This window comes from Enterococcus gallinarum NBRC 100675 (genome assembly GCF_001544275.1).
Taxonomy (GTDB): Bacteria; Bacillota; Bacilli; order Lactobacillales; family Enterococcaceae; genus Enterococcus_D; species Enterococcus_D gallinarum.
Genome location: NZ_BCQE01000033.1, coordinates 19942 through 42511 on the forward strand (window position 1 = coordinate 19942; position 22570 = coordinate 42511).

The window sequence follows — 22570 nt, forward strand, 5'->3', positions numbered from 1 at the left end:
ACGAGGAACTGCTAGATCACAGTTCATTCTCTCTATCGTTCGGATATTTTATTGTTAACTATACTTATTTCACAGAGCTTTTTTATTTGATTTTGTGAACAGAGTCTCGAGGGTTCTGTTGCAAAGTTTTAAATCTACTATCAAATAAGGTAGAATAATAGAAAAAGATAGCAGGAGGAATGACGATGAATCATTTTAAAGGAAAGCAATTTCAGCAGGATGTGATTATTGTAGCCGTGGGCTACTATCTTCGTTATAACCTTAGCTATCGTGAAGTTCAAGAAATCTTATATGATCGTGGCATTAACGTTTCTCATACAACGATTTATCGTTGGGTGCAAGAGTACAGCAAAGTCCTCTATTATCTTTGGAAAAAGAAAAATAAAAAATCCTTCTATTCATGGAAAATGGATGAAACGTACATCAAAATTAAAGGAAAATGGCATTATTTGTATCGAGCCATCGATGCAGATGGTTTAACCTTGGATATTTGGTTACGTAAAAAACGGGACACACAAGCAGCCTATGCTTTTCTTAAGCGGTTAGTGAAGCAGTTTGATGAACCGAAGGTTGTAGTCACAGATAAAGCCCCCTCTATTACAAGTGCCTTTAAGAAACTAAAAGAATACGGCTTTTATCAAGGGACAGAACATCGTACCATTAAATACCTGAATAATTTGATTGAACAAGACCTTCGTCCAGTAAAGAGACGCAATAAATTCTATCGAAGTTTACGCACTGCCTCTACCACGATTAAAGGCATGGAAGCCATCCGAGGATTATATAAGAAAACCCGAAAAGAAGGCACTCTCTTCGGGTTTTCGGTCTGTACTGAAATCAAGGTATTATTGGGAATCCCAGCTTAAATCATAGATACCGTAAGGGATTTTATTCTTTATTTAAAACTTTGCAACAGAACCACATTTCTTGTTGGATTCTTTCTGTTTTTTTCATATTCTCCTCCAAAGGTGTCATGAAATGAAACCATTAACTGTTACAGTTAGTTTATCATAGAAAAAAGGAGAATTGATTATGGCATCCATCGATGTAGCACTTTTTTTGACCTTAGAAGGAAAAGGAACAGAAGCACTGGCTTTCTATCAGGATATTTTTGATGGAAAACTATTATTTAAAATGACGTTCCAAGAATTTAAAACCCAATTGGCTCCCGATACTGTGATTGAAACTGGCACCGAGCATTGGCTTTCCCACGCAGTACTGCAAATAGGCCAGACGCAAATGCAGTTGACAGATCAACCCATTGATCCTAGGATTCCTTGCCAGCAAGGAAATACCTTGTCATTGAGTGTCATTACGGATACGATCGAAAAAGCACAAACCATTTACGAGAAATTGAGCCAACACCAATTGAGCAAGATCTATCAGTCTCCTATTCAAAATGAATTTGCGGACTTCTACGCCATCTTGCAAGATCCGTTTGGTCTGGTCATTCAAATCACCAAAGAAAAAACACTTTCTGATGAGTAGGAGGAAAATCAATGCGTCAGTATCAAACAAAAGCAGAATTGATCCAAACCATTCAAGACACGTTTCAAAAATACATCACCGAATTTGAAGAGATTCCAGAAGAATGGAGACACCAGCACCATGATGAGGTAGATAAAAGTCCCTCTGAAAATTTGTCTTATCAACTAGGGTGGCTCCATCTTCTATTAGACTGGGAAGCCCAAGAAAAAAACGGCGTTGCTGTGCAAACACCAGCAGCAGGCTATAAGTGGAATCAGTTAGGTGCACTTTATGATCAATTTTATCAGCGCTATGGGCAGCTTTCCCTAAAAGAACAACAACAGCAGTTGACCCAACTGGTGGAGGAACTATGCCAATGGATCAGCACACTATCAGATACCGAACTGTTTGAGCCCGGACAGAGAAAGTGGGCTACAACCAAAGCACAATGGCCCCTGTATAAATGGATCCACATTAATTCAGTGGCGCCATTCACTAATTTCCGAACAAAAATCAGAAAATGGAAACGATTGGTGATGGCCTAAAATGCGGCAATCAGAGAAATTGATGACTGCATTATTGAAGATGCACCATATAGCTGGCCCCACTAAGATTCAAACGGAGAGACAAAACAGCGTATATGAAGGCATGACTTTCGTTGTTGGAAACACGACTTTTCGTAGCCGTCTGGCGAAGAAAACACCAAAGAAAAAAGGCTATTTCACTGCATTGTGGGAGCACCCTCATGAAAAGAATCAAGCTTATTCATTAAGCGGCTATCCAGACAAACTAATGATTACTGTCCTTGATGGCAAGCAAAAAGGTCAATTTGTCTTCCCGTCTTCTGTTCTTGTCGCCAACGGCATCATCAAAACAGAAACAACCGCAGGGAAAATGGCTTTTCGCGTGTATCCACCATGGGTGCAGGACTTAAATCCTACCGCATCCCGAACACAAAACTGGCAAACGCCTTATTTCCTCGATTTATCTGAACCTCTCAAGCAGACTGAAACCCTAGAAAAGTTTTACTTTCAATGAAAAAGGCTTAGAAGATGTCTGCGCTTCTGAGCTTTTTTCTCTCATCCCGTCTCTAATTTCCTTTATTAGCAAAAATCTCATTTTCCCTTTGACAGATTCCAAACTATTTTGTACACTAGATAAAACAATTTAAATATTCTGAAAATTTAGACAAAGGAAGTGATTGAATGACTGTTAGTAGAAGAGAGGCAATTATTTTATTATTATAGTCGGGACTGTTTGAGTATTTTATTCAAAGAGTCCCTATTCACATTGCACCAGAAGAACAGAGAATCTTCTTGGGTGGAATGTTTTTTTATACCCTTTTTAAAGCTTTGCTTGTTGAAAACTTTTGCTGTAGCTGTGTTGATTTTCTATTGATTCCTCTGATCCGCAGCATCTCAGGTGTTGGAAACGGTGATAGGATTGCTAGTCCCTTTACGTCAAGATGGAAGGAAAGTCTTAATGAATACAATAAATTCGATTGCCAAATTTGTGAATAAATACCTGATTTATCTCATGGTCCTTTTGATGCTGATCTCCTACCTGTTTCCCCAACCATTTTTGTGGATACCTACGCGCACAACAACGTTACTAAGCATCATCATGTTTTGTATGGGAATGACGTTAAATGTCACTGCTTTTAAAATGGTGGTGATTCAGCCAAAAGCGTTTCTTTTAGGTTTATTGATCCAATTTACCATCAGCCCGCTTGTTGCCTATGGATTGGCACAGCTTTTCGGGTTATCCTCCGGACTGATTATCGGTTTTGTCTTGCTGGGTTCTGTTTCAGGAGGAACCGCCAGCAACGTGATGACCTTCATCGGCAAGGGAGATGTCGCATTGACGGTCTCTTTGACCACTGTCTCCACACTAATGGCAACAGTGGTGACCCCTTTGCTTGTCTATCTTTTAGCTGGACAGTATACAGAAATTTCATTTTTCGCCATGCTTTTGTCGGTTTTGCAGATGGTACTACTGCCGATTCTTTTAGGGATCATCGTCCATACGCTTATTGCCAACTATATTGATGCGTGGATGCAAGCTTTTGTTTTAGTCTCTTCCGTCAGCATCCTTTTGATCGTTGCAGGAACTGTGGCGAAAAACGGGTCAGTGATCGTTCAGTCTGGAATAATCGTCATCTTCCTTGTCTTGTTGCATAATCTTATCGGTTACGGTGCAGGCTATTGTATCAGCCGCTTACTAGGTGTCAGTGCCCAACAGGCCAAGTCGATCATGTTCCAATTAGGAATGAAAAATACCGGATTAGCCATCTCCTTAGCGAATGCTCATTTCGCCACGATCGCTGCTGCCGTTACTCCAGCTGCTGTTGGCATGATCATTCATCAAATCACAGGACCAATATTAGCGAATATCGTCGCAAAGAAAGAAGGAAAACAATATGAGTCAAAGTATCTTTTTGCCAAATTATACGATCGGAACAGACGCTTACGAAAAAGTAAATGATATCGTTAAAAGTTATGGGACAAAAGCTGTTCTGATTGGTGGAAAAACAGCACTAGCGAAAGCAGAGCACAAAATCAAGTCTGCCTTGACACAAGACGTATTCGTCATTGACAGCCTATGGTATGGTGGAAATTCTACCTATGAAAATGTTTCACGCTTACTGCAGGAAGAAAGTGTCCAAGCAGCGGAGATCTTATTTGCCGTCGGTGGCGGGCGTGTGTGTGATACCGTCAAAGTCGTGGGTGAGAAATTAGCCAAGCCCGTCTTCACATTTCCGACGATTGGCTCAAATTGTTCTCCCGTTACAGCCGTATGTGTGATCTACACCGAAGCAGGCGAAATGCATGGCTTGTTCTTTCCTTCAAAACCGCCGGTCCATGCCTTTATTGATACAGCCATTATCGCCGCAGCGCCGGATAGTTACCTGTGGGCCGGCATCGGTGACGCCTTATCGAAAGAAATCGAAGCCACTTTTTCTTCCAGAGGGGATCAATTGGATCATACCGATGCATTAGGCATTCAGATCAGCAAAATGTGCACGGAGCGCTTATTGACCTACGGCACGCAAGCGTTGAAAGACAGTGCCGCCAATCGCCCCTCGGATGCCATCCAACAAGTCGTCTCAGATATCATCGTGACCACCGGGTTAGTATCTGTCTTAGTCATCAATGACTACAATTCTGCCATGGCCCATTCGTTCTATTATGGTACGACTGTTCTGGAAAAAATGGAGAATTATCTGCATGGGGCTTCTGTCAGCTACGGCGTTCTAGCATTGTTGATGATGGATCAGCAAACCGAACTCTTTCAACGAGTCTATGCTTTTATGAAAGAAAACAAGCTGCCCGTCTGTTTGGCTGACATGCACCTCAATGCCCAATCGGACTTGGAAGCCATCTTAGATAAAGCCATGACCACCAACGACATTGTTCATGTACCCTATCCCATCACTCGCGAGATGTTCCAGCAAGCCATTCTTGCTGTAGAAGCCTATCATGCCAAACAAGAAAAGCAGCAGTACACTACTATTGGATAAATACCACGAATAAACCAAGAATCTTTCTACCAACAAAGTAAGCAAAAAAGAGCAGCTCGAGTTAACTCGAGCTGCTCTTTTTCTATTACGGCTTATCAATTAGCTAAGGAATTCGTTCAATTTCAACTAATCGTGGTCTTATCGGCTGAACAATCGTTGCGCCATTCTACTACCTTTTGGAAATAGTCATTTGTTATGAGAGAGAAACGACTGACCAATTACTTTGGCGGATGATCGCCGATAGTGATAGCATCTCTCCTTTCTCAATGAGTCGTTTTGTCCAGTGATTGGATCACTTCTCTAAGTTGGCTGCAGGATTGGGCAAATTTTTGCTGCTCGGCTGGGTCGATATTCAGCTCAATGATTTCCCGCACCCCTCCTTGGTCAACCACCGAAGGGACACCTGTAAATAGATCCTTTTCGCCGTATTCCCCATCGAGATAGGCAGAGACGGGCAATACTGCTTGCTCATTGTTCAAGATTGCTCGAACGATTCTGGCAACACTCATACCAATCCCATAGAAAGTAGCTTTTTTGCGATTGATGATCTCATAGGCACTATTTTTCACCCGATCAGAAATGGTTGTCAAGTCTTCGACAGTCAACCGGTTGTTTTTGACAATGAACTCTAATAGTGGTTTTCCCCCTACAGTTGTATGAGACCAGACAGCTACCTCGGAATCCCCATGTTCACCAATGATGTAGCCATGGATACTTCGGGGATCAATCTGCAATTTTGCTGCTAGCTCTTTCCGGAATCTCGTTGTATCAAGAGTTGTCCCAGTTCCAACGACACGGTTGCTTGGTAGACCTGACGCTTGCCAAGCCACGTGCGTCAATACATCCACAGGGTTAGAAGCAATGACTAAAATCCCATCGAAACCTGACCCCATCACTTCTCTTACGACACTGGTCATGATCCCCGCGTTGACGTCGATTAGTTCCAACCGTGTTTGTCCTGGTTTTTGATTGACACCGGCTGTGATTACAACGATATCTGCATCCTGACAATCAGTATAGTCTCCAGCCCAAACTTTAATATTTCCCTGTGCCCATGACATGCCGTCTAATAAGTCTAGTGCTTCTCCTTCCGCCTTTTCACGATTCACATCGATCAAAACCAATTCATTGATCAGTCCTTGGTTGATCATTGAGTAGGCAATACTTGTCCCGACAAATCCCGTACCAACGACCACAACTTTTCTACTTGTATTTCTCATATGAACCCACATCCTTTTCTATTATTAGAAACCATAGGCATTTCATCTTATCCAACAACGTCCTTGTCAATAACTACCTTTCACCTGCACGAACTGCTTAGAATTCCTGATGTGCAACTAAATGCCTTGTCTGACGATACAAATGAACGAAATACTTCAGCAACACGTAACAAACCATTGCGATAGCTAATACTGTTTCAATTATACTCAATAACTCAGTTGTACCAAACAAAATGGGACGATCTATAAAGAATTGCGAAGATTTGAACATCGCCGTTGCTGAAATGACTAATGGGAATGTGAAAGCCGCATAACTTGGATAAAAGCCGACTTCCAGCATTTTTTTCATGTAAAATACCACGCAGAAATAAATTGCTTGTGACAATACCAGCATCAAGGCTACAAATAAAGCCGATCCTTCTTTAAAGACTGACAGATAGCCCGCCAAACAAAGGGACCCTGGGGCAGTCAAAATTGTGATCAAAGGTACTGCTGAAGCTTCTGTCATCTTTTGGAACATAATTCGTTTTAGAATCACTGGTAGTAGAGCAAAATATAGAACCAGTGCAATCCATACAACGATTTCCCCAAGCTCTTTGATAAAGACTGCTGATGTATTTGGAATCACTCCAATGCCGACAAAAGTAATAAACCAGCTTGGATACACATATTCCAACGTAATGTCGACAGGTAAAATATGAACGACAACAAAATAAGTCATGAGACCCAAATGCAACCCGATTGATGTCAGCCATAGCAAGTCATTCATCAGTAAATTAGGAAATACTCGCTCCAACACTACCGAGATCACCATCAAAGACATGGTAAAAGTAGGTGCAACAGAAGCGATGATCGGATTTTTCAAATCCGCTAATGTGTTTTTAAATGTGAAAAACAGCTTAAGAAGGAACAATCCCATAATCAAAATACCAATCAAACAAAAGATATTGCCGATTGCTTCGAACCCTTCGGCAAACAATAAATTTCCTAACGAAACCGTTCCTAAAATCAACCCACAAATAGGTATCGGAATTGCATTCAAAAAATTTTTTAGTGATTGATTCATTGATCCATCCTTTCTGAACGATTAAAAATTTCTATCGTACTTGTGTTATCTTTTGTAGTCATCTATAATATAACCACGAATTAACTATTTGTAAAATAACGATTTTATATATCCGTTATAAATTATATTAATAGAAAAAGGTGGGATTCTTTTGTTTGAACTATTAAAAACATTCGTTGTCGTTTATGAAACTAGGAATTTTAGTGTTGCCGCCAAACAAATGTTTAAGACCCAGCCAACCATCTCCGTCCAAATTCAAAAATTGGAGACCGAGTTAGGGTTCAAACTCTTTGAACGCAAAGGAAAACAATTGATTCTACCCACGAAACAAGCAGAATTCTTGTACCCTAAAGTGGTGGATTCGTTAAATTCGTTAGCTAGTGTCTTTGCACAAGCTAAAAATGCCAAAAATTTCAAGACGGACTGCGTATTGGCTTGCTCCAATACAACTGGTGTTCACCTACTCCCAACGATCATGGGCCAGCTGATCGAACACTTTCCATTCATTGCTTTCGAAATCAAAATCATGAATTCTCAGGAAGTCATTGATGCCGTGGAAGCCAACAAAGCCCATATCGGACTGATCGAAAAAGCCATCGTCTCTCCTTTGATCCAAAAAGAGTTCGTCTATAAAGACGAACTTGTTCTAGCAGGAGATATTGATTCCGATTTCTGGATCCTCAGAGAGAATGATTCCGGAATGTACTATATCAATGAAACGTATCTTTACTCGAATCATTTGAACCCGCAGATCATTAAAGCCAACAATAGCGAAATGATTCTAGCACTACTGGAGAATAACATCGGCAAGTCGATCATTTCCAAACTTGCCCTCACAGACACATTGAATTGGCAAGAACTAGCCCCAGAGTATCGCTACCGAGACCTGTTTATTATCCAGAACGTCCAAAGCCCCTACCCAGAAACAGCCGTAGTTTATGACGTGATCAAAGACTTACTGATCCAGCTTTCGGAAGAAACAGATGCCTAAGAAAACAACACAAAAAGCAGCTCACCTACTGATGAGCTGCTTTTTATTCCTATCTCAAAATTATCTGAAAAAATGTTTTTATTAGGGTGATTAGCAAGGTTGACAATTATAGATTTCAGCTACAAAACTTAACGTTTTTTTGTCTCTTAAGCATTGGATAATGACCGGTACACCCTACCAAACAGCAAGAGATAATGAAGCGTTTCAATGATCTGTAAAAATAGCAAGAAGATTTCCTGAATGATTAATCAACTACATTGCCGACAAATTAACTAACACTTACTTGCTCATTTTATCTTGTTTTTACTTTACTTATTGGAAGAACTTGCATGTCTATTATGACTAATTGGAGCAGTTCTTGTATGGATTTTTATTACTGGAAAAAACACTCTTCCTCTATCTTCTATCCCCTACCAACACTTGCCATCGTTCATTCGTCTTCAACCAAGAAAAGGTTTCTTCATCACTAAACATGCGGAATAAATTCTCGTAAAGTCCGTTAACGAAGTTGCTGTCGATTTCCTTAAATGTCATGTGTTCATACAACGTTGAGTGGGTGAAATCATTGGTTTTAGCAACACTGGCGAGGATTTTCTCCATTGTTTCAACCGTTCTCTCCGCGTCTTTTTCTGCGATGGCTAAGTCAAGATCACTGGATACCTCGTGATATTCCCCCATTTCAAATAATTTTGCTAATTCTGACTGTTTCTTTATTAGCAAATGTGCCTTTGCATTATTCTCATCCTTCATAGCCAAAAGATATAATTGTTGGAATACCATACTCATCCTTTGATAACTTGAAAACAGCAGCTCCTCATATGCTTGATAGGCTTCCGCTACTCGTCCGGTCTTACTGTAAAGATAGGCTTGTTTGATTTTTCTCTCTGGGTTCTGATTGGAAAAATAATGGAGGTAGCTTTCTGCTTTCTCGTACGCTTCTTTTCGTACGTAAAATCCAAACAAAGAATCGGCTGCTCGATTTCTGGTATCTTCATCCCGACTTTCTAACGCCCGTTCGTACCAACGATGAATGTGCTTCTGGTATGTTTCTTTAGCGGGAACAGCTTGTTCCAATAGCTGCACATCTAAAAGCAGTGCTACTTGGCCAATCAATTGTTCACAATTTGGGTAGGTATCCAAAATTTCTTTGGCCCAGCGAAATACATCTTCAAAAGGTTGATTTTTAAGCTTATGATCCAGTTCACGAATGATCTGATTGATTTCGGTTACCGTGAGTTCTTTTTCAAATGAGAATAACGTATCAAGACTAATATCTAGTAAGCGTGCAATTGGCGCTAGCAACAAGATATCTGGATGTGAATGCCCCTTTTCCCACTTATTTACTGCTGGCGCTGTCACACCAAGGCGCTTGGCTAACTCTTCCTGTGTTAATCCTTTTTTCTTCCGGTACTGGCGAATCACTTCCCTCATCTCCATCGCTGTGGTCTCCTTTTCGGTTGATAGTGGTAACTGCTTTGATCATAACAAGAATCGGAACACGCAACAATTGATTAAATGATTCTATTTTCTAAAAAAAATTAACCAGTGGTTAGGTTACAAAGAGCAATCAAAGCGGACACAGAAAACTTGTCCCTTAGTTGTTTTTGTAGCAATCTTGACGCAAAAAAGACACCCATCTCTGAGTGTCTTACCAATGACTGATTCCCAATCTAGTAAACAGTCTTTATGCTTCACTTATTTGACGATTTTCTTGACCATGTCGAATAATGTTTTCACATCTTCTGGTCGCGTATCGCCAGTTTCTTTGTCAATAATCGAACTGTAAATATGCGGAATCACTTTTTTAACGCCTGCATCAATGGCGATTTGCAGAATTTCTTCGAAGTTTTCCAGATCAATTCCTCCGGTTGGTTCTAAATAAAAATCATATTTGGCGCAAGCTTCCGCAACTGCTTTGAATTCTTCTTTGTGCGCTAACCCTTTCATTGGGAAGTATTTAATGGAACTTCCACCCATGTCTTGCAGCATTTTAATGGCGGTCTCGATGGGGACCTCTGCCGCCGGTGCTTGTGAACTTAAAGGTCCAGTGGCAATATTGACGTACCCTACCTTGCCTGTTGGTGAAACCAATCCATTGATGACTGTATCGTTTTGTCCCAATAAAGCACGGGAAGTTCCTACACCAGTGAATACTTGGTTGACATGTTGCGGTTGTAAAGTACCAGATAGACGGGAAACCATCTGACTTTGGTTGGGATCTCCGGCGCCCAACCCAACGGACAATGCATTATCCGTTGCCGCTTGATATTTTTTCATGTCTTCGATCGCTGCTTCATCGCTAGTATAGTTTTTTGATAACACACCTAGTACGACATGTCCTGCTGCTGCTTCATAACAAGCCTTCGCATTTTCAACTGAATGAGCCAATACATTTAAACATACGCGATCTTTATAATAATTTGGAATAACTGACAATTTAAAAGCCTCCTACATGATTTCTTTTAAGCGTTTAATGATTTTTTCCATTTCGTTTTGGTTGACCGAGCGAATATCAAACTCAATAATTCCATTATTTGCTTGATATTCACGTGTGTAGACTGCTGGGTTTTGTGCCTTTAGTTCTTCAATGACTTCTTTCGCAGATTTCTTGCCAGCAACCGTGACACTTGCGCGATAAATATCTCTCCCGGCGCCATCTTGAACAATTTTCGCTGATAAATCAGGAAGTTGATTGATCGCCGCCACGAAAGGTGCCAATCGTTGTTTCATGGACTCACCGGATTCACTGCCATTTTGCAGGTAATCTTCTACTGCTTGTGTAAAGCCTAAAATATTGTCTTTGCCGATTTTCATTGCCCGACCGATCCCTTTAGACTGTAGACGAATCCATTGAATGTATTCCTTTTTCCCTATGACCAGACCGGCACTCGGACCTTCGATTGCTTTGGCGCCAGAATAGATAACAAGGTCGGCACCCATTTCACTGTATTTGAACAAGTCTTCTTCCGCGGCTGCGTCAACGATCAATGGCAAGTGATGGGCTTTGGCAACTTCTACCATCTCCGACACCGTTAGCATACTTTTCTGCACGGTATGATGGCTTTTAATATATAGAAGTGCGGCTGTTTCTTCCGTGATCATCCTAGCGACATGCGCCGGTGTACACATATTTGCATATCCCGCTTCGACGACTTGTCCACCCCCTTGAGCAACCATTACTTCAACCGGTGTGCCGTAGTCTACATTGTGACCCTTAGGTACGACGATCTCCCGTCTCGTGATTTTTTCCGTGTAGGGATGATAAACATGGTACAGGTCGCCTTGACCAATCAAAGCCGCGACAGATTGGGCAATCCCTGCTGAAGCAGAAGAAACGATCTGCGCATCTTCCACCTTCAATAACTGAGAAAGGTAGGCGCCAGTTTTCACAGCCAGATCACTCATTTCAAAAAAATGTTCGCCGCCAAATCGTTGTGCGGCTAGCACATTTTCAGATACTTTCGAGACACCGAGTATCGTCATTTTTCCCGAGGCATTGATGACTTCCTTTAAAGCAAACTTTTCATAGCTAATTGTCATAAATGACGCCTCCAATAATTGTTTGGACTGGAACAATTTGTTCTTTCGCTATCCGTGTAACCCCATTGGAATCTTTCAGTTCTTTTTCATTTTCGACAATCTCAAAGATCGTCAAATCGGCATCAAAACCAACAGTCAATTGACCTTTCTTCGCCAAGTGGAAATTTTTAGCAGGAACTGCGGTAACTTTCTCAATGATCTCTTCCCACGAGTAGCCTACTACTCTCAATTTTTCCAGCGTAGTAGCCAGATCAAAGACTGGCCCATTCGTACGATTGCGGATATAAATATCTGTACTGATCGAGTTTGCTTTGAGACCTGCTTTTAAAGCTGTTTCGGCAACGTGGAAATTAAAGCTGTCTGTTCCATGACCGATATCAAAGACAACGCCTTTTTTATACGCATCCCAAACAAAGTCTTTGATTTGATCCGTGGCTTGGTCTAAAATGCCGTTCGGTTTTCCATTAAAACAATGGGTCAATACGTCGCCTTTTTCCATTCTTGTCAATACTTCTTCTAATTCAGGAGGCGCGGAACCAATATGAACCATCAATGGCAAGTCATTGTTTTCTGATTGGATTTTTTTGGCTAACTCTAAGGGTGTGATGCCATTCTCTCCGACAACTGTTTTGCTCATTCTTGCCTTGATCCCTACAATAAATTCCGGAAGCTCTGCTAATGCAGATCTGACTAGATTTTCTTGGATTTTTGTTAGATCGGCAAGTTCATCTTGTTCGACGATCCCCCATTTAGAGATGTTCATTAGCGCATACACATTGGTTTTGACTGATTTCGTCAGTTGATAAAAATCGCGAATATTTTCTGCACCAGTAGTCCCTGCATCAATAACCGTTGTTACTCCCTTTTGGACCCCTATTTGATCGGGATAATCATAATACAGGTTCATCTTTTCATAACAGTGGACATGATCATCGATCCAACCGGCAGAGAGATAGGAATTGCCGGATAAATCAATCACTTCTCGTGCCGGCTCATTGATCTCTGAAGCAACTGCTTTGATTATGCCTTTTTCCAACGCAACTTCCACTTTGCTGCCATCGATTAATTTGCCATTTTTGATTAAAGTATCAAACATTTCATTGCCTTCTTTCTATTGAATTACCGCTGGGAAGATCGCACCTAAGATCATTGCGCCTAAAATAGCGCCACCGGCAATTGGTTTTTTCCAAGCATAAAAAGCCAACGCGCCTAATGTCGCCCCAATGCCAATGGGAATAGAGGCTGCACAAGCACTTAAAATGATCAATGGGCCTAAAAACCGGCCGGAGGAATTTCCGGCGCCCATCATAACATCTGCGCCAAAAGTTGAATTTGACTGATTGATGGTGAATTTCCGAATCAACACGATAATGCCGCCAACGATCAGACCCAAGACCAATCCGGTCAATAACGAGAGGGCAAAATTATCGATAGGCGCTGTTATTTTCATACTTAAGAGAATGGCTGGAACGCCAATTCCGATCCCAGTTAAAATCGAACCGCCTAAGTCCAAGATCCCTACCAAAGAGCCTTCTAAAATCCTAGCAAATAAGAAACTCGCCCCAAAAGCTGCCGCAGCCCCATAGGAACCGCCATCCAAGCCGGCTTTTAGCATCGCAACGATCGAAACTTCATTGAATGCACCGACGCCATACACGACATACATATGGGTTCCTGAGAATACAGCCGCTGACATGATTCCTACGATCAATGGGAAAGACCAGTCTGCAAACCAAAAACTCTTTTGCCGTTTTGCTTCTACTGCTTTTACCTGTTCTTCTGTCTCCATGATTTCCCTCCTATTTCACACTAAAGATGTTGTGCAAGTTATCAAGCCAATGAGGTACTTGAAGTTGGAAACTCTTGATCATTTCCATATCAAATCCACGGAAAAATCCGCTGAAAACAAAGAGTAAAACAATCGCAATCATCATACTCTTCGTGACCCGATTCCAACCACTCTCATCGACGCCTTTACCGATTAAGATTCCTAGAACAACGCCAGGAACCGCATTGCCCATGATCAGTTGCGCAATCCCGCCAAAAAGCGTCCCCCAGAAACCTGTTCGTTTCCCTGCATCTAAAGCCGCCAACCAGAAGATCACTGGCATCACGGTATTGATCAGAATCGTCGCTGCCGGTACCAACACGGAAACAGCGGTTACTTGTAACGCCTCTGGAATCGCTGCAGCTGTCGTATTCAAGAAAGCGACTACTAACGCGCCAATAACAGCGCCAATGATCCCCATTTTTTTCGGATCATGCATTGTCTGGCTGACATCTTTGTTTTTGGCTAAGAGAGCCGCAGCTGCCCAGTTAGGCACGATGCGGTGGGTCACATCTTGCGTGAAAGCTCCAGCGCCAACTGAAGAAGCCCAAGCATTAAAGAAAAAACCTAATCCAAAGGAAAAATGGGAGGCAGCATCCCCCATGCAGGCATTCATCTCCCCTAATGTTCTAAAAGCTCCTAATCCTTGCGTACTGGGCGCATGAAACATACGAGCTGCTCCGACAGATGCAGAGAAACCGAGTAAGCCCCCGATGATGATCGATTTAGTTAAAATAATGACAAAATCCACGTTATTCCCTCCTCCTTATGATTCAAATCAAATTTTTTTCGTTACAAACGGTAAAACAATCCCATTGGGGTCTTCTGTGAGGTGTTGAGTGAAAGGTACGTCTGCCAAACGTATTTCTGTCACAGTTACCGTGACAGAAAGTTCGACTTCATAATTCACTCGTTGCCGGGGAAAAAAGAAGAATAGAAAGCGTTCTGTGTATTTGTTTTCGACCGCCTTCAACACCTCCACATTGACTGGTTCGATGCGCAATAATACTTTCGCCGATGCCATTAGTTTGTTTTGGATCTCTGCGAGTGCTGACGCAAAGGCATGTTGCTTAGTTTCTCCTTTACCGGAGACGATGACTTTTTGCTGAGTTGTCTTTTGAACGCTCATCTCGTATGCCCTCTTTCTATTTTCCGTGCTTTTTGATAAATTCTTCCGTCAACCGTTTCCCTAATTCCTCTTGATCCATAAAACCGAAACCTAGCACGGTTTTCCCATCTTTGATGGCGGTGATCCCTTCTTCAATCGAACGCATCCCATGACGTTCTGGATACCCATATTTATTTGCGGCTGTTAAGGCTCCAGCCCCACCGCTCCCGCAAAAAGAAATTCCCATATCGGCATTCTCTTGTTGCATGACATCACCTAAACGCATATCTGCGCCCATTCCCGGAACAACAACTGCCTTGCCGCCAGCTGCTTCTACACCTTTAGCTACGTTTTGTCCTTTTCCCATACGATCTGCAATAACTACTGTAATCATGATTGTTTCCTCCCAAATATTAATTATTTTTTGCTGTTTCAAAATGAATCGATAAAACATAGATCTCATCTTCACTTAAATGACCAATCGTTCGAACGACCTCGTCGGAAATCGCAATGGCTTCTTTGGATACTTCTCGGAACAATTCCCGATCAACAGCGGGAATCTTTTCTCCTTTTTGAGAGCGTTTCAGCATCTCATTCAAGTGATTGATCAGAATCGTCCACTGAAGTTCAGTAGGTTCAATGGCATATTCCGCAAGTCGCTCTTCGACTAAAGCAATCACTTGTTTTAATTTTTCCTGGTTTTGACTTTCCTCGATCATAGTTATCGCTTCTGCTGACAGTTTCACTAGCTTGACGCTCCTTCTTTTATATATGAAAATAATGCGCTGATTTCTGATTTGTTGATGCCTAAATTATTTTCAGCAAAAATTGCTTCAATTTCTCCTACCAACGCTTCTCGGTTCAAAATGATTTGGTCGACTTGGCTGCCTTCTGCTAAATATTGCTGATCAAAGGTGATGCGATGGACCATCAAGAAAACATGAAGCAAAAAGGCTTCTCGGTATTCTTGGATCAATTCAGACTCTAATGTGACAAGTAACTGTTCATAGATCGTATATGCCTTTAAAATCAGTTCCTTGCTGAAGTCTTCCAGAGTCCCCTTATTGATAGGTGCTTCATTGAGAACTAATTTGTGCCGCCTATCCTGACTTGTTGAAGCGAGGATTTTTTTGATCATCTGCTGGATGTTTTGCAGATCCTGCTCAGTCGGCAGTGGATGGACTTTGATGAAAGGCCGATCAATGCCATTGATCGGAAAAATACTAATGACCAGATCCGGATCCTTCGCGGCAATCACCTCTTGTGCATTTAAGACTGAAGCAAAAGCCACAATAGTAATATTGTTCAATTCTTCGTTGATCTTTTGCTTAATTAAACTCGTCACACCTAAACCCGTTGAACAAACGTAAACCGCTCGAACACTTCGCAAGTCTTCTTCTCTTTCGTAGGAAACCAGAAAGTGCAACGCAATGTAGGCAACAAAAGAATCATTGATCAAGAGTTTCTCGTTTATTTCTTGGAGTGCTGCTTGATTGATAGCAGCAAACAATTCAGGATATTTCTGTTTGATGTCCTCTTTAAACGGATTGTACTCATTGACAAAATTTTTCCTTCTTGAGAGACGCATAGACAAATGGGCGTAGAGATTCGTCAATAATTGAGGGTCTTGATAAAACGGAAAATTGATTTTCTTGCTTACCTTATAAATTATATTCTCTACCAATTTCATGACATCTTGCTGATGGATCGTATCAAAGGTATCACTATAAATATAGTCATACTCATCTTCAAATAATGGCAATTGATAGTAATCAAACACCTGCTGCATCACACGATACGAAAGATCATGTTTGTCTATTTCGTGTTCCCGGATCAATTGGTACCGTCCAATCGTGGATTCTTTGCGCAAGCGAACAGTGGCAATCGCTACACGGATCAGGATATTTAGTAGTTCCGCATAATTTAGTTTTTCCAGATTTTCAGATTCTAGTAAGTACCTCATCCGAATGATGACTTGATTAAAGACCTCCTGCAACGGTGTTGCCTTCGCAGAATACATTTCGAAGCATTCCGTTTCTCTGCCATTTAGCAATAAAGCCATTAATTTATAAATGTCATAGTCTGTAAACTCTTTTTGCAAAATCTCCTCGATCGTTAATCGTACTAGGCGTTCCTTGCCAGTGATCCAAAATCCCTTTCGTGTCTGGCGATTCAGAACTAAACCTTCTTTGAGAAAGTGATGTTCCAACTCATCTAAATCATTCATGATCGTATCTTTACTTACTTCTAGCGCATTGGCTAACTTTAGCGCCGTGATTGCTTCCTTGGTAACAAGAAGCATGATTAACAGGCGATTGATCCGTAAGCCTTGATCGGCAAACAGCTCCAGACGATTGACATCCATCAATTCGCTTTTTAGTTTGATTCGATCAGAATCACTCACACTTAGCCAAATACCCTGGCTCCGTTTGCTGTGCAGTTCTTGATTCCGCTCAATCAACCAATCACGGATATCATCCAGATCATATTTGATCGTTCGTACACTGACACTTTCTTTTTCAGCTAACTGTTTGATCGTTACCGGTTCTGTCATTTCTAACAAGTAAATCAAAAGTTGGCTTTCTCTTTTGGTAAGCTGCTGCATCGTTCTCGCTCCTTACACCGCTAAATATAAGCGTTTTCTTAACTAGTCACAATATGAAATGTTTGCACTTAACTTAGTGCAAATGATCGTAATTTAACAACTCATCAACTTATTCACAAGCTTATCCCCCCTTAAAACCGCAACTTGGGCCCATTAATTATTGCACTAAGTAGACCCTTTACAAAATTTCGATGCCATTTTTTCTGCTTTTTTTATTTTATGACATTAATCCAACTGGCAGATACCCTTTACCTCGATGTATCAGAAAACGATTCCCCGCATGACATCATTAAACAGCAAAAAACACTTTCCAACTTTTGGAAAGTGTCAGGAAATAAGATATGAACGTGTTCGTTTTCTTGATTGATTGTTATTTAATCTGGTAATTGTGCATCAATGAAACCGTTAGACATATCCATCTTGATTAACTTTGAACAGCTATTTATTGAATCAGGAGAAGAAACAGTTCAAGATCAATACACTTGAGAACCAATGAAAACCCACTAATGCTATGCCATTTGTCATTAAAACTACTTCCATTTGTACTCGCCTACTTCATTTCAAACTCTTTGCCGAATTTTATTAGATACATTTTTTCCAAAGTGTCCTCTAACAAATACAACTTCCTAGGGTAGATAAATGCATTCTTCCAGTCCCAATTCACCAAATCATACTTTCCAATGTCAGCCATCGCTCTTACTTCTTCAATCGATAAGTTCAATTCTTTTCTTAGTTCATCGATTTTTTGGATTTGTTTTTTTCTTCTGAGAGCCGTTGGTACATTTATCGAAGAAATGACCACCATAAACCCTAAGAAAGAGGTCCATTCATAATAAAAGTCAAATACCTTACATACAAATAACAGAAACAAGCCTAACAAGAAAAAAATAATCGAATACAACCAATCGATCTTTTCATTAGCTACCATCTTTTTCACGTTGATAGCCTCCCTCCTAATTACCTTCAAGACAAACAATAAAAAAAGAAAGCAACTCGCTTGATTTCAGCCGCTCCCAGCTATATTTTACTATGGTTCTGATTGACTGTTCGTTAAATATTTTTCACTATTCTTCTATTTTTTTCAACCTTAACCGCAACACAAGATACATCATACCTCCAAAAAAGCAACCTCCGGCAATGGAAGCAACGATTCTGGCTGGTGAAACGATGTATGGAAGGAAATCTTCTTCATCCAACATCTTACTAAGTACTCCATTCAATAAGTGAATCGCAATTGCAAAGTAGATACCCAGTCCAATTCCTTTAAGAATCGTCTTCTTCTTTTCTTTTGCCATCTCTTTGACTTCTACTTCGTTTTCTGTCAATTTTAAGCGTGCCGTGGCAAACAGAATATAACCGCAAACGATAAAGACTGTAAAGAATATATTACAGCCAATAAAAATCCATAACGCCAGCTCTGGTTTCTTAGATGCAAAAAGCGTTACCAGTAAATTAGCAACCAGCGTATACCCAAACATCAGCATAAACGCATTATTGCCAATATGTTCTACTTGGCTTTTTTTGTATTCGCTTAAGACACCAGAAATACCATAAAACCGCTTGATTATTTTTACTGCCAATCCTTCTTTAGCCTTCATCACTTTCTACCTCCCAAAACAAAGAATTTAAATCCGTTTGTAGTACTTTAGCAAGCTTAATACATAAATCAAGAGAAGGATTATACTTATTATTTTCAATCAAATTGATCGTTTGTCTTGCCACCCCAATCTCTTTAGCTAAAGCATTCTGAGATAAATTCATCTTCTGTCGAAATTCTCGGACTCTATTCATTCTTTTCTCCTATTTAGTCATATATATGTGACACAAGCGTACTACTTATCTCTTTTTCTGTCAAATATATATGACATATTACCAAGCTAGTGTAAACTCCCAGCAATCGATCTCACAAGCTTTGTAGAGAGTATAAAATTTATAATCCATATCAGCAAATCTAGGCTAGAAGTACGTAAAAAAGACCCTTCCAATGGAACAGACCATCATTACCTAAGATAACTATTCTAGTAGAATGGAATAAGCTTTGCATGTTCCACATTCTGTAACCAGCATCTTTCGTTGATGAGACGATACGCTAAAAACTTCTTTCTTAATCCTCTCATCATAGAACTCTTCTTTTTTCTCGAATCACTTTTTGCTATACTAATTGAACATATCGAAATTTTTATTGTTTATGGAGGAACCATGCAAAAATTTATTGGAAACAAAGCTTTTTACAGGACTGTTTTAACGATCGCCATTCCGATCATGATCCAAAATGCCATCACTAATTTTGTCGGTTTATTAGACAATTTAATGGTAGGACAAATCGGAACGGCCCAAATGTCTGGCGTGGCGATCGTTAACCAACTAATTTTCGTTTTTAACTTAAGTATCTTTGGCATTGTTTCTGCCGGTAGTATTTTTGGTACCCAATTTTATGGGAAAAAGGATTATCAAGGGATGCGAGATGCCTTTCGTTTCAAGCTAGCGGGCAATCTTTTGATTTGTTTGTTGGCGATGGGGCTGCTGTTCTTTTGCCAAGATTTTTTGATTCGCTTATATTTACACGGTACCGGTGACAGTGCAGAACTGACACTTGCTTTGACGTCTGCCAAAGAATTTCTAGTCATTCTTTTGTTTAGTCTGCCGTTTTTTGCTATTTCTCAAGCTTATGCCAGTTCTTTACGCGAAATGGGCAAAACCATGGTACCGATGTTTGCCAGCAGTATCGCTGTCGTCACGAACACAGCATTGAATTTCTTATTGATTTTTGGTTTGTTTTTCTTCCCCACTTTAGGGGTGCGAGGTGCCGCGATCTCCACATTGATTGCCCGCATCGTCGAATGTGCCATCACGATGTATTGGGTACATCGCCATGAGGAAGAGAATCCGTTTGCCATTCGGGTCTACCATCAATTCCATGTCCCATTGCATTTGGTGAAACAGATTCTGCGTAAAGGATCACCATTGATGGCAAATGAAATCCTTTGGGCGATCGGGCAGACAATGATTATTCAAGCTTATTCTGTTCGAGGACTATCAGTGATTGCTTCCTTGAACATCTCATCCACCGTCTCCAATTTGTTCAATATTGTCTATATGGCACTCGGCGGTGCCGTTGCGGTCATGGTAGGGCAACTTCTTGGAGCCGCTAAATTTGAAGAAGCCAAAGACAGCGCCCGGAAACTGCTTTTCTTTTCCGTCATGAGTTGTCTTGTACTTGGTCTTTTGATGATCCTAGTCGCACCATTCTTTCCAGAAATTTATCAAACCGAACTCGAAGTCAAACATCTGGCGAGTCAATTCATCAAAGTCGCCGCACTGTGTATGCCTATGTACGCCTTTAATCATGCCAGCTATTTTATTTTACGTTCAGGTGGGCAAACCTTGATCACCTTCTTATTTGACAGTGTCTTTACCTGGGTGATCGTCTTGCCTCTAGCCTTTGTATTAAGTACCCACACCAGTCTTTCGATTGTCTTAGTCTACTTGTTCTGCCAACTAGCAGAACTATTGAAGAGCGGGATTGGGTATCGTTTGATTCGATCCGATCTTTGGGTGAAGAATATTGTGCATTGAGGAAAAGTTTCAACATAGGGGATGAAAAAGATGGATAGTCTGGTGGAAATGAGTGATTTTTTATCCTAAAAATAAATAAGACATTCCTAAAACCGATTATGATTTTGGGAACGTCTTATTTATTAAGATTATATTTATTCTTTTGACCATTGAAAATATAGACATTTCATACAAAAACTGTTTTCAAAAAATGGTAGCTTTACTAAAAATGACTCCGCAAAATGATCATAGTAATTTTTTGCTATTATTGAAATAATTTTTTTCCAGTCCAACTTGAAATTTCGTAACTTTGTAAAGTTTTTGGAATCGTACTGTAATTCAAATAAGTAGCATTTTCGTACCAACCATCTGCCACTACAATAAAGTTTGCTTGTGCCCCATTCATAGTGCCCGATAATGCCCCTTGGGTAAATACCGTATGTCCTCCAATACTTCCGTTAGGTTTATAGTAAAAATAAGTAAATGCTACTGGATAACTCTGTGCAATTTTCGTTTGGATATCCGAAAACGAAGGAGACACTTTTCTCTGATATGTTAAACTAACACTTTTATCTTTTGCGTATTTTACTAGTGCTGGTCCAATTTGGTCAGGTTGTGTCCCTCCATAAGAGATTCCATTATTGGTTGAAGATACGGTAGTTCCTGAATAGTTCCACAATGAATTGTATGCCACCTTTAATTCCGAATCATTTCCAGAATTAAAGAATCTATAGGAAGAACTTATAGTTGCTAATGCATGTACTGCACAAGCGTATTTCCCAGTGGCTTTTTCAGATCTACTCTGGGATAGCGCATTAAACATTGCTAAATAATGTGCACTTGTCAAGTGTAAATTACTTGGATAATTACTAAATACCGCGCTTGCATGGTCATACTTTGTAGAACGAGAATTATATCTAGAAAAGTGTTCTATTTCCATTTCAGCAACAGGCTGTACTTCTTCTACATACTTTTCAAATTCATTTAGTGAAAAGTTCTCACCGTTGGTACTGATGACTGAATCTTTGTCTTCTACAACTAAATTATATTCAGTGGGAAAAGTCTCAATTAAATAAGATTCCTCAGTATTATCAACTTTCATTTGTGATTTATCTGCTAAAAATCATATAAACTTTTTGATCCAAGTTCTATAGAAAATTGAGCAATATAAGTACCTTCCATTCTTAAATCAATTATAACGTAACCGTGTGTCACACCCTCTTTAATAAAATCTACACTATAAGAAATAATTTTTTCTTCTGTATCATAAATGGGAATTATAGAAGAAACAACCAAATCTTCAGTTCCTTTAAATTCTTTTGCAAAGTTTAAAGCTAAATTGGCTAAGCTTTCATCAGTTATTTCAACAGCAGACTGTTCAGAATAATTTTCACTGATGTCTGCTTCTGAAATGGAAACTTCTTTTGCATTAGTACTCTTCTCTGTATATAGAAACACAAAACAACTTGTTACCATTACCCATAAAATTCTACTGATTTTCTTCATTTTTAACTACTCTCTTTGTTTGCCAACCAGCGCAACCATAGAACACAATGTATTATTCATTCCACTTAAAACCATATTCTATGACCAACATTTTTTCACTTCATTTACCTAGCATTTACAAATTTTATGACAGTTTAAAACATTCAGTAGAGCTTAATTGCTTC

25 protein-coding genes are annotated in these 22570 nt (G+C 40.2%); 8 read left to right on the forward strand and 17 right to left on the reverse strand.

Annotated features, from left to right (window positions below; genetic code table 11):
* Positions 1–185: 185 nt before the first annotated feature.
* The 6 genes from EG2_RS15495 (at position 186) to EG2_RS15520 (ending at position 4987) form a co-directional block, all read left to right on the forward strand.
* Positions 186–866 (forward strand): IS6 family transposase, encoded by a 681-nt coding sequence (locus EG2_RS15495; protein WP_060815326.1) that lies wholly within the window; start codon positions 186–188, stop codon positions 864–866.
* Between the two features lie 166 nt (positions 867–1032).
* The gene (locus EG2_RS15500) at positions 1033–1488 is read left to right on the forward strand and encodes a VOC family protein (RefSeq protein ID WP_060815327.1); all 456 of its coding nucleotides are present in this window, start codon (positions 1033–1035) and stop codon (positions 1486–1488) included.
* A gap of 11 nt (positions 1489–1499) precedes the next feature.
* Positions 1500–2012 (forward strand): ClbS/DfsB family four-helix bundle protein, encoded by a 513-nt coding sequence (locus EG2_RS15505; protein WP_003128966.1) that lies wholly within the window; start codon positions 1500–1502, stop codon positions 2010–2012.
* Position 2013: 1 nt separating this feature from the next.
* A complete protein-coding gene (locus EG2_RS15510; protein ID WP_071870197.1) occupies positions 2014–2505 on the forward strand; it encodes a MepB family protein in 492 nt (163 codons plus the stop codon).
* Between the two features lie 444 nt (positions 2506–2949).
* The gene (locus tag EG2_RS15515; RefSeq protein ID WP_060815328.1) at positions 2950–3951 is read left to right on the forward strand and encodes a bile acid:sodium symporter family protein; all 1002 of its coding nucleotides are present in this window, start codon (positions 2950–2952) and stop codon (positions 3949–3951) included.
* On the forward strand, positions 3887–4987 hold the full coding sequence (locus tag EG2_RS15520; protein ID WP_003128958.1) for an iron-containing alcohol dehydrogenase family protein: 1101 nt from the start codon (positions 3887–3889) through the stop codon (positions 4985–4987). The genes EG2_RS15515 and EG2_RS15520 overlap by 65 nt, the downstream gene beginning before the upstream one ends.
* Before the next feature lie 263 nt (positions 4988–5250).
* Here EG2_RS15520 and EG2_RS15525 read toward each other — a convergent pair whose 3' ends face one another.
* Both EG2_RS15525 and EG2_RS15530 read right to left on the reverse strand, forming a co-directional pair.
* Complete coding sequence (locus EG2_RS15525) at positions 5251–6207, reverse strand: L-lactate dehydrogenase (RefSeq protein ID WP_021150730.1); 957 nt, start codon at positions 6205–6207, stop codon at positions 5251–5253.
* 97 nt (positions 6208–6304) lie between these two features.
* Positions 6305–7273, reverse strand: coding sequence for a TDT family transporter (locus tag EG2_RS15530; RefSeq protein ID WP_060815329.1), 969 nt, complete (start codon positions 7271–7273; stop codon positions 6305–6307).
* A gap of 151 nt (positions 7274–7424) precedes the next feature.
* Here EG2_RS15530 and EG2_RS15535 point away from each other — a divergent pair, with 151 nt between their 5' ends.
* Complete coding sequence (locus EG2_RS15535) at positions 7425–8264, forward strand: LysR family transcriptional regulator (protein WP_003128954.1); 840 nt, start codon at positions 7425–7427, stop codon at positions 8262–8264.
* Between the two features lie 396 nt (positions 8265–8660).
* On the opposite strand, the gene EG2_RS15540 is transcribed toward EG2_RS15535, so the two are convergent.
* The 13 genes from EG2_RS15540 to EG2_RS15600 all read right to left on the reverse strand — a co-directional run bounded on the left by EG2_RS15540 (position 8661) and on the right by EG2_RS15600 (position 19136).
* Positions 8661–9701 (reverse strand): helix-turn-helix transcriptional regulator, encoded by a 1041-nt coding sequence (locus EG2_RS15540; protein ID WP_060815330.1) that lies wholly within the window; start codon positions 9699–9701, stop codon positions 8661–8663.
* A 258-nt stretch (positions 9702–9959) separates the two neighbouring features.
* The gene (dagF, locus tag EG2_RS15545) at positions 9960–10700 is read right to left on the reverse strand and encodes a 2-dehydro-3-deoxy-phosphogluconate aldolase (protein ID WP_003128951.1); all 741 of its coding nucleotides are present in this window, start codon (positions 10698–10700) and stop codon (positions 9960–9962) included.
* A 12-nt stretch (positions 10701–10712) separates the two neighbouring features.
* Complete coding sequence (locus EG2_RS15550) at positions 10713–11804, reverse strand: DgaE family pyridoxal phosphate-dependent ammonia lyase (RefSeq protein ID WP_060815331.1); 1092 nt, start codon at positions 11802–11804, stop codon at positions 10713–10715.
* Entirely contained in the window at positions 11794–12900 is a 1107-nt protein-coding gene (locus EG2_RS15555; RefSeq protein ID WP_003128947.1) for an amidohydrolase/deacetylase family metallohydrolase, read from the reverse strand. Before EG2_RS15555 ends, EG2_RS15550 begins: the two co-directional genes overlap by 11 nt.
* 15 nt (positions 12901–12915) lie before the next feature.
* Complete coding sequence (locus tag EG2_RS15560; RefSeq protein ID WP_003128946.1) at positions 12916–13593, reverse strand: DUF4310 family protein; 678 nt, start codon at positions 13591–13593, stop codon at positions 12916–12918.
* Between the two features lie 10 nt (positions 13594–13603).
* The gene (locus EG2_RS15565) at positions 13604–14383 is read right to left on the reverse strand and encodes a DUF4311 domain-containing protein (RefSeq protein WP_003128944.1); all 780 of its coding nucleotides are present in this window, start codon (positions 14381–14383) and stop codon (positions 13604–13606) included.
* A 27-nt stretch (positions 14384–14410) separates the two neighbouring features.
* Positions 14411–14761: a DUF4312 family protein gene (locus EG2_RS15570; protein WP_060815332.1), complete on the reverse strand. Its 351-nt coding sequence runs from the start codon at positions 14759–14761 to the stop codon at positions 14411–14413.
* Between the two features lie 16 nt (positions 14762–14777).
* Positions 14778–15134, reverse strand: coding sequence for a glycine-rich SFCGS family protein (locus EG2_RS15575; RefSeq protein WP_005469834.1), 357 nt, complete (start codon positions 15132–15134; stop codon positions 14778–14780).
* Positions 15135–15153: 19 nt separating this feature from the next.
* Positions 15154–15486 carry a PRD domain-containing protein gene (locus tag EG2_RS15580; RefSeq protein WP_060815333.1) on the reverse strand — a complete coding sequence of 111 codons (333 nt, stop codon included), beginning with the start codon at positions 15484–15486 and terminating at the stop codon, positions 15154–15156.
* Positions 15486–17345, reverse strand: a complete 1860-nt coding sequence (locus tag EG2_RS15585; protein WP_060815334.1) for a BglG family transcription antiterminator — start codon at positions 17343–17345, stop codon at positions 15486–15488. Before EG2_RS15585 ends, EG2_RS15580 begins: the two co-directional genes overlap by 1 nt.
* Positions 17346–17895: 550 nt before the next feature.
* Positions 17896–18273, reverse strand: coding sequence for a hypothetical protein (locus tag EG2_RS15590; RefSeq protein WP_229073650.1), 378 nt, complete (start codon positions 18271–18273; stop codon positions 17896–17898).
* Positions 18274–18409: 136 nt separating this feature from the next.
* Entirely contained in the window at positions 18410–18943 is a 534-nt protein-coding gene (locus tag EG2_RS15595; RefSeq protein ID WP_060815336.1) for a DUF3278 domain-containing protein, read from the reverse strand.
* The gene (locus EG2_RS15600) at positions 18933–19136 is read right to left on the reverse strand and encodes a helix-turn-helix transcriptional regulator (protein WP_003128937.1); all 204 of its coding nucleotides are present in this window, start codon (positions 19134–19136) and stop codon (positions 18933–18935) included. The genes EG2_RS15595 and EG2_RS15600 overlap by 11 nt, the downstream gene beginning before the upstream one ends.
* A 408-nt stretch (positions 19137–19544) precedes the next feature.
* Here EG2_RS15600 and EG2_RS15605 point away from each other — a divergent pair, with 408 nt between their 5' ends.
* Positions 19545–20921 (forward strand): MATE family efflux transporter, encoded by a 1377-nt coding sequence (locus EG2_RS15605; RefSeq protein ID WP_003128936.1) that lies wholly within the window; start codon positions 19545–19547, stop codon positions 20919–20921.
* A 244-nt stretch (positions 20922–21165) separates the two neighbouring features.
* Here the strand turns inward: EG2_RS15605 and EG2_RS15610 are convergent, their stop codons facing one another.
* Positions 21166–22002, reverse strand: a complete 837-nt coding sequence (locus EG2_RS15610; protein ID WP_003128935.1) for a hypothetical protein — start codon at positions 22000–22002, stop codon at positions 21166–21168.
* A gap of 14 nt (positions 22003–22016) precedes the next feature.
* The gene (locus tag EG2_RS15615) at positions 22017–22406 is read right to left on the reverse strand and encodes a hypothetical protein (protein ID WP_003128934.1); all 390 of its coding nucleotides are present in this window, start codon (positions 22404–22406) and stop codon (positions 22017–22019) included.
* Positions 22407–22570: the final 164 nt, after the last annotated feature.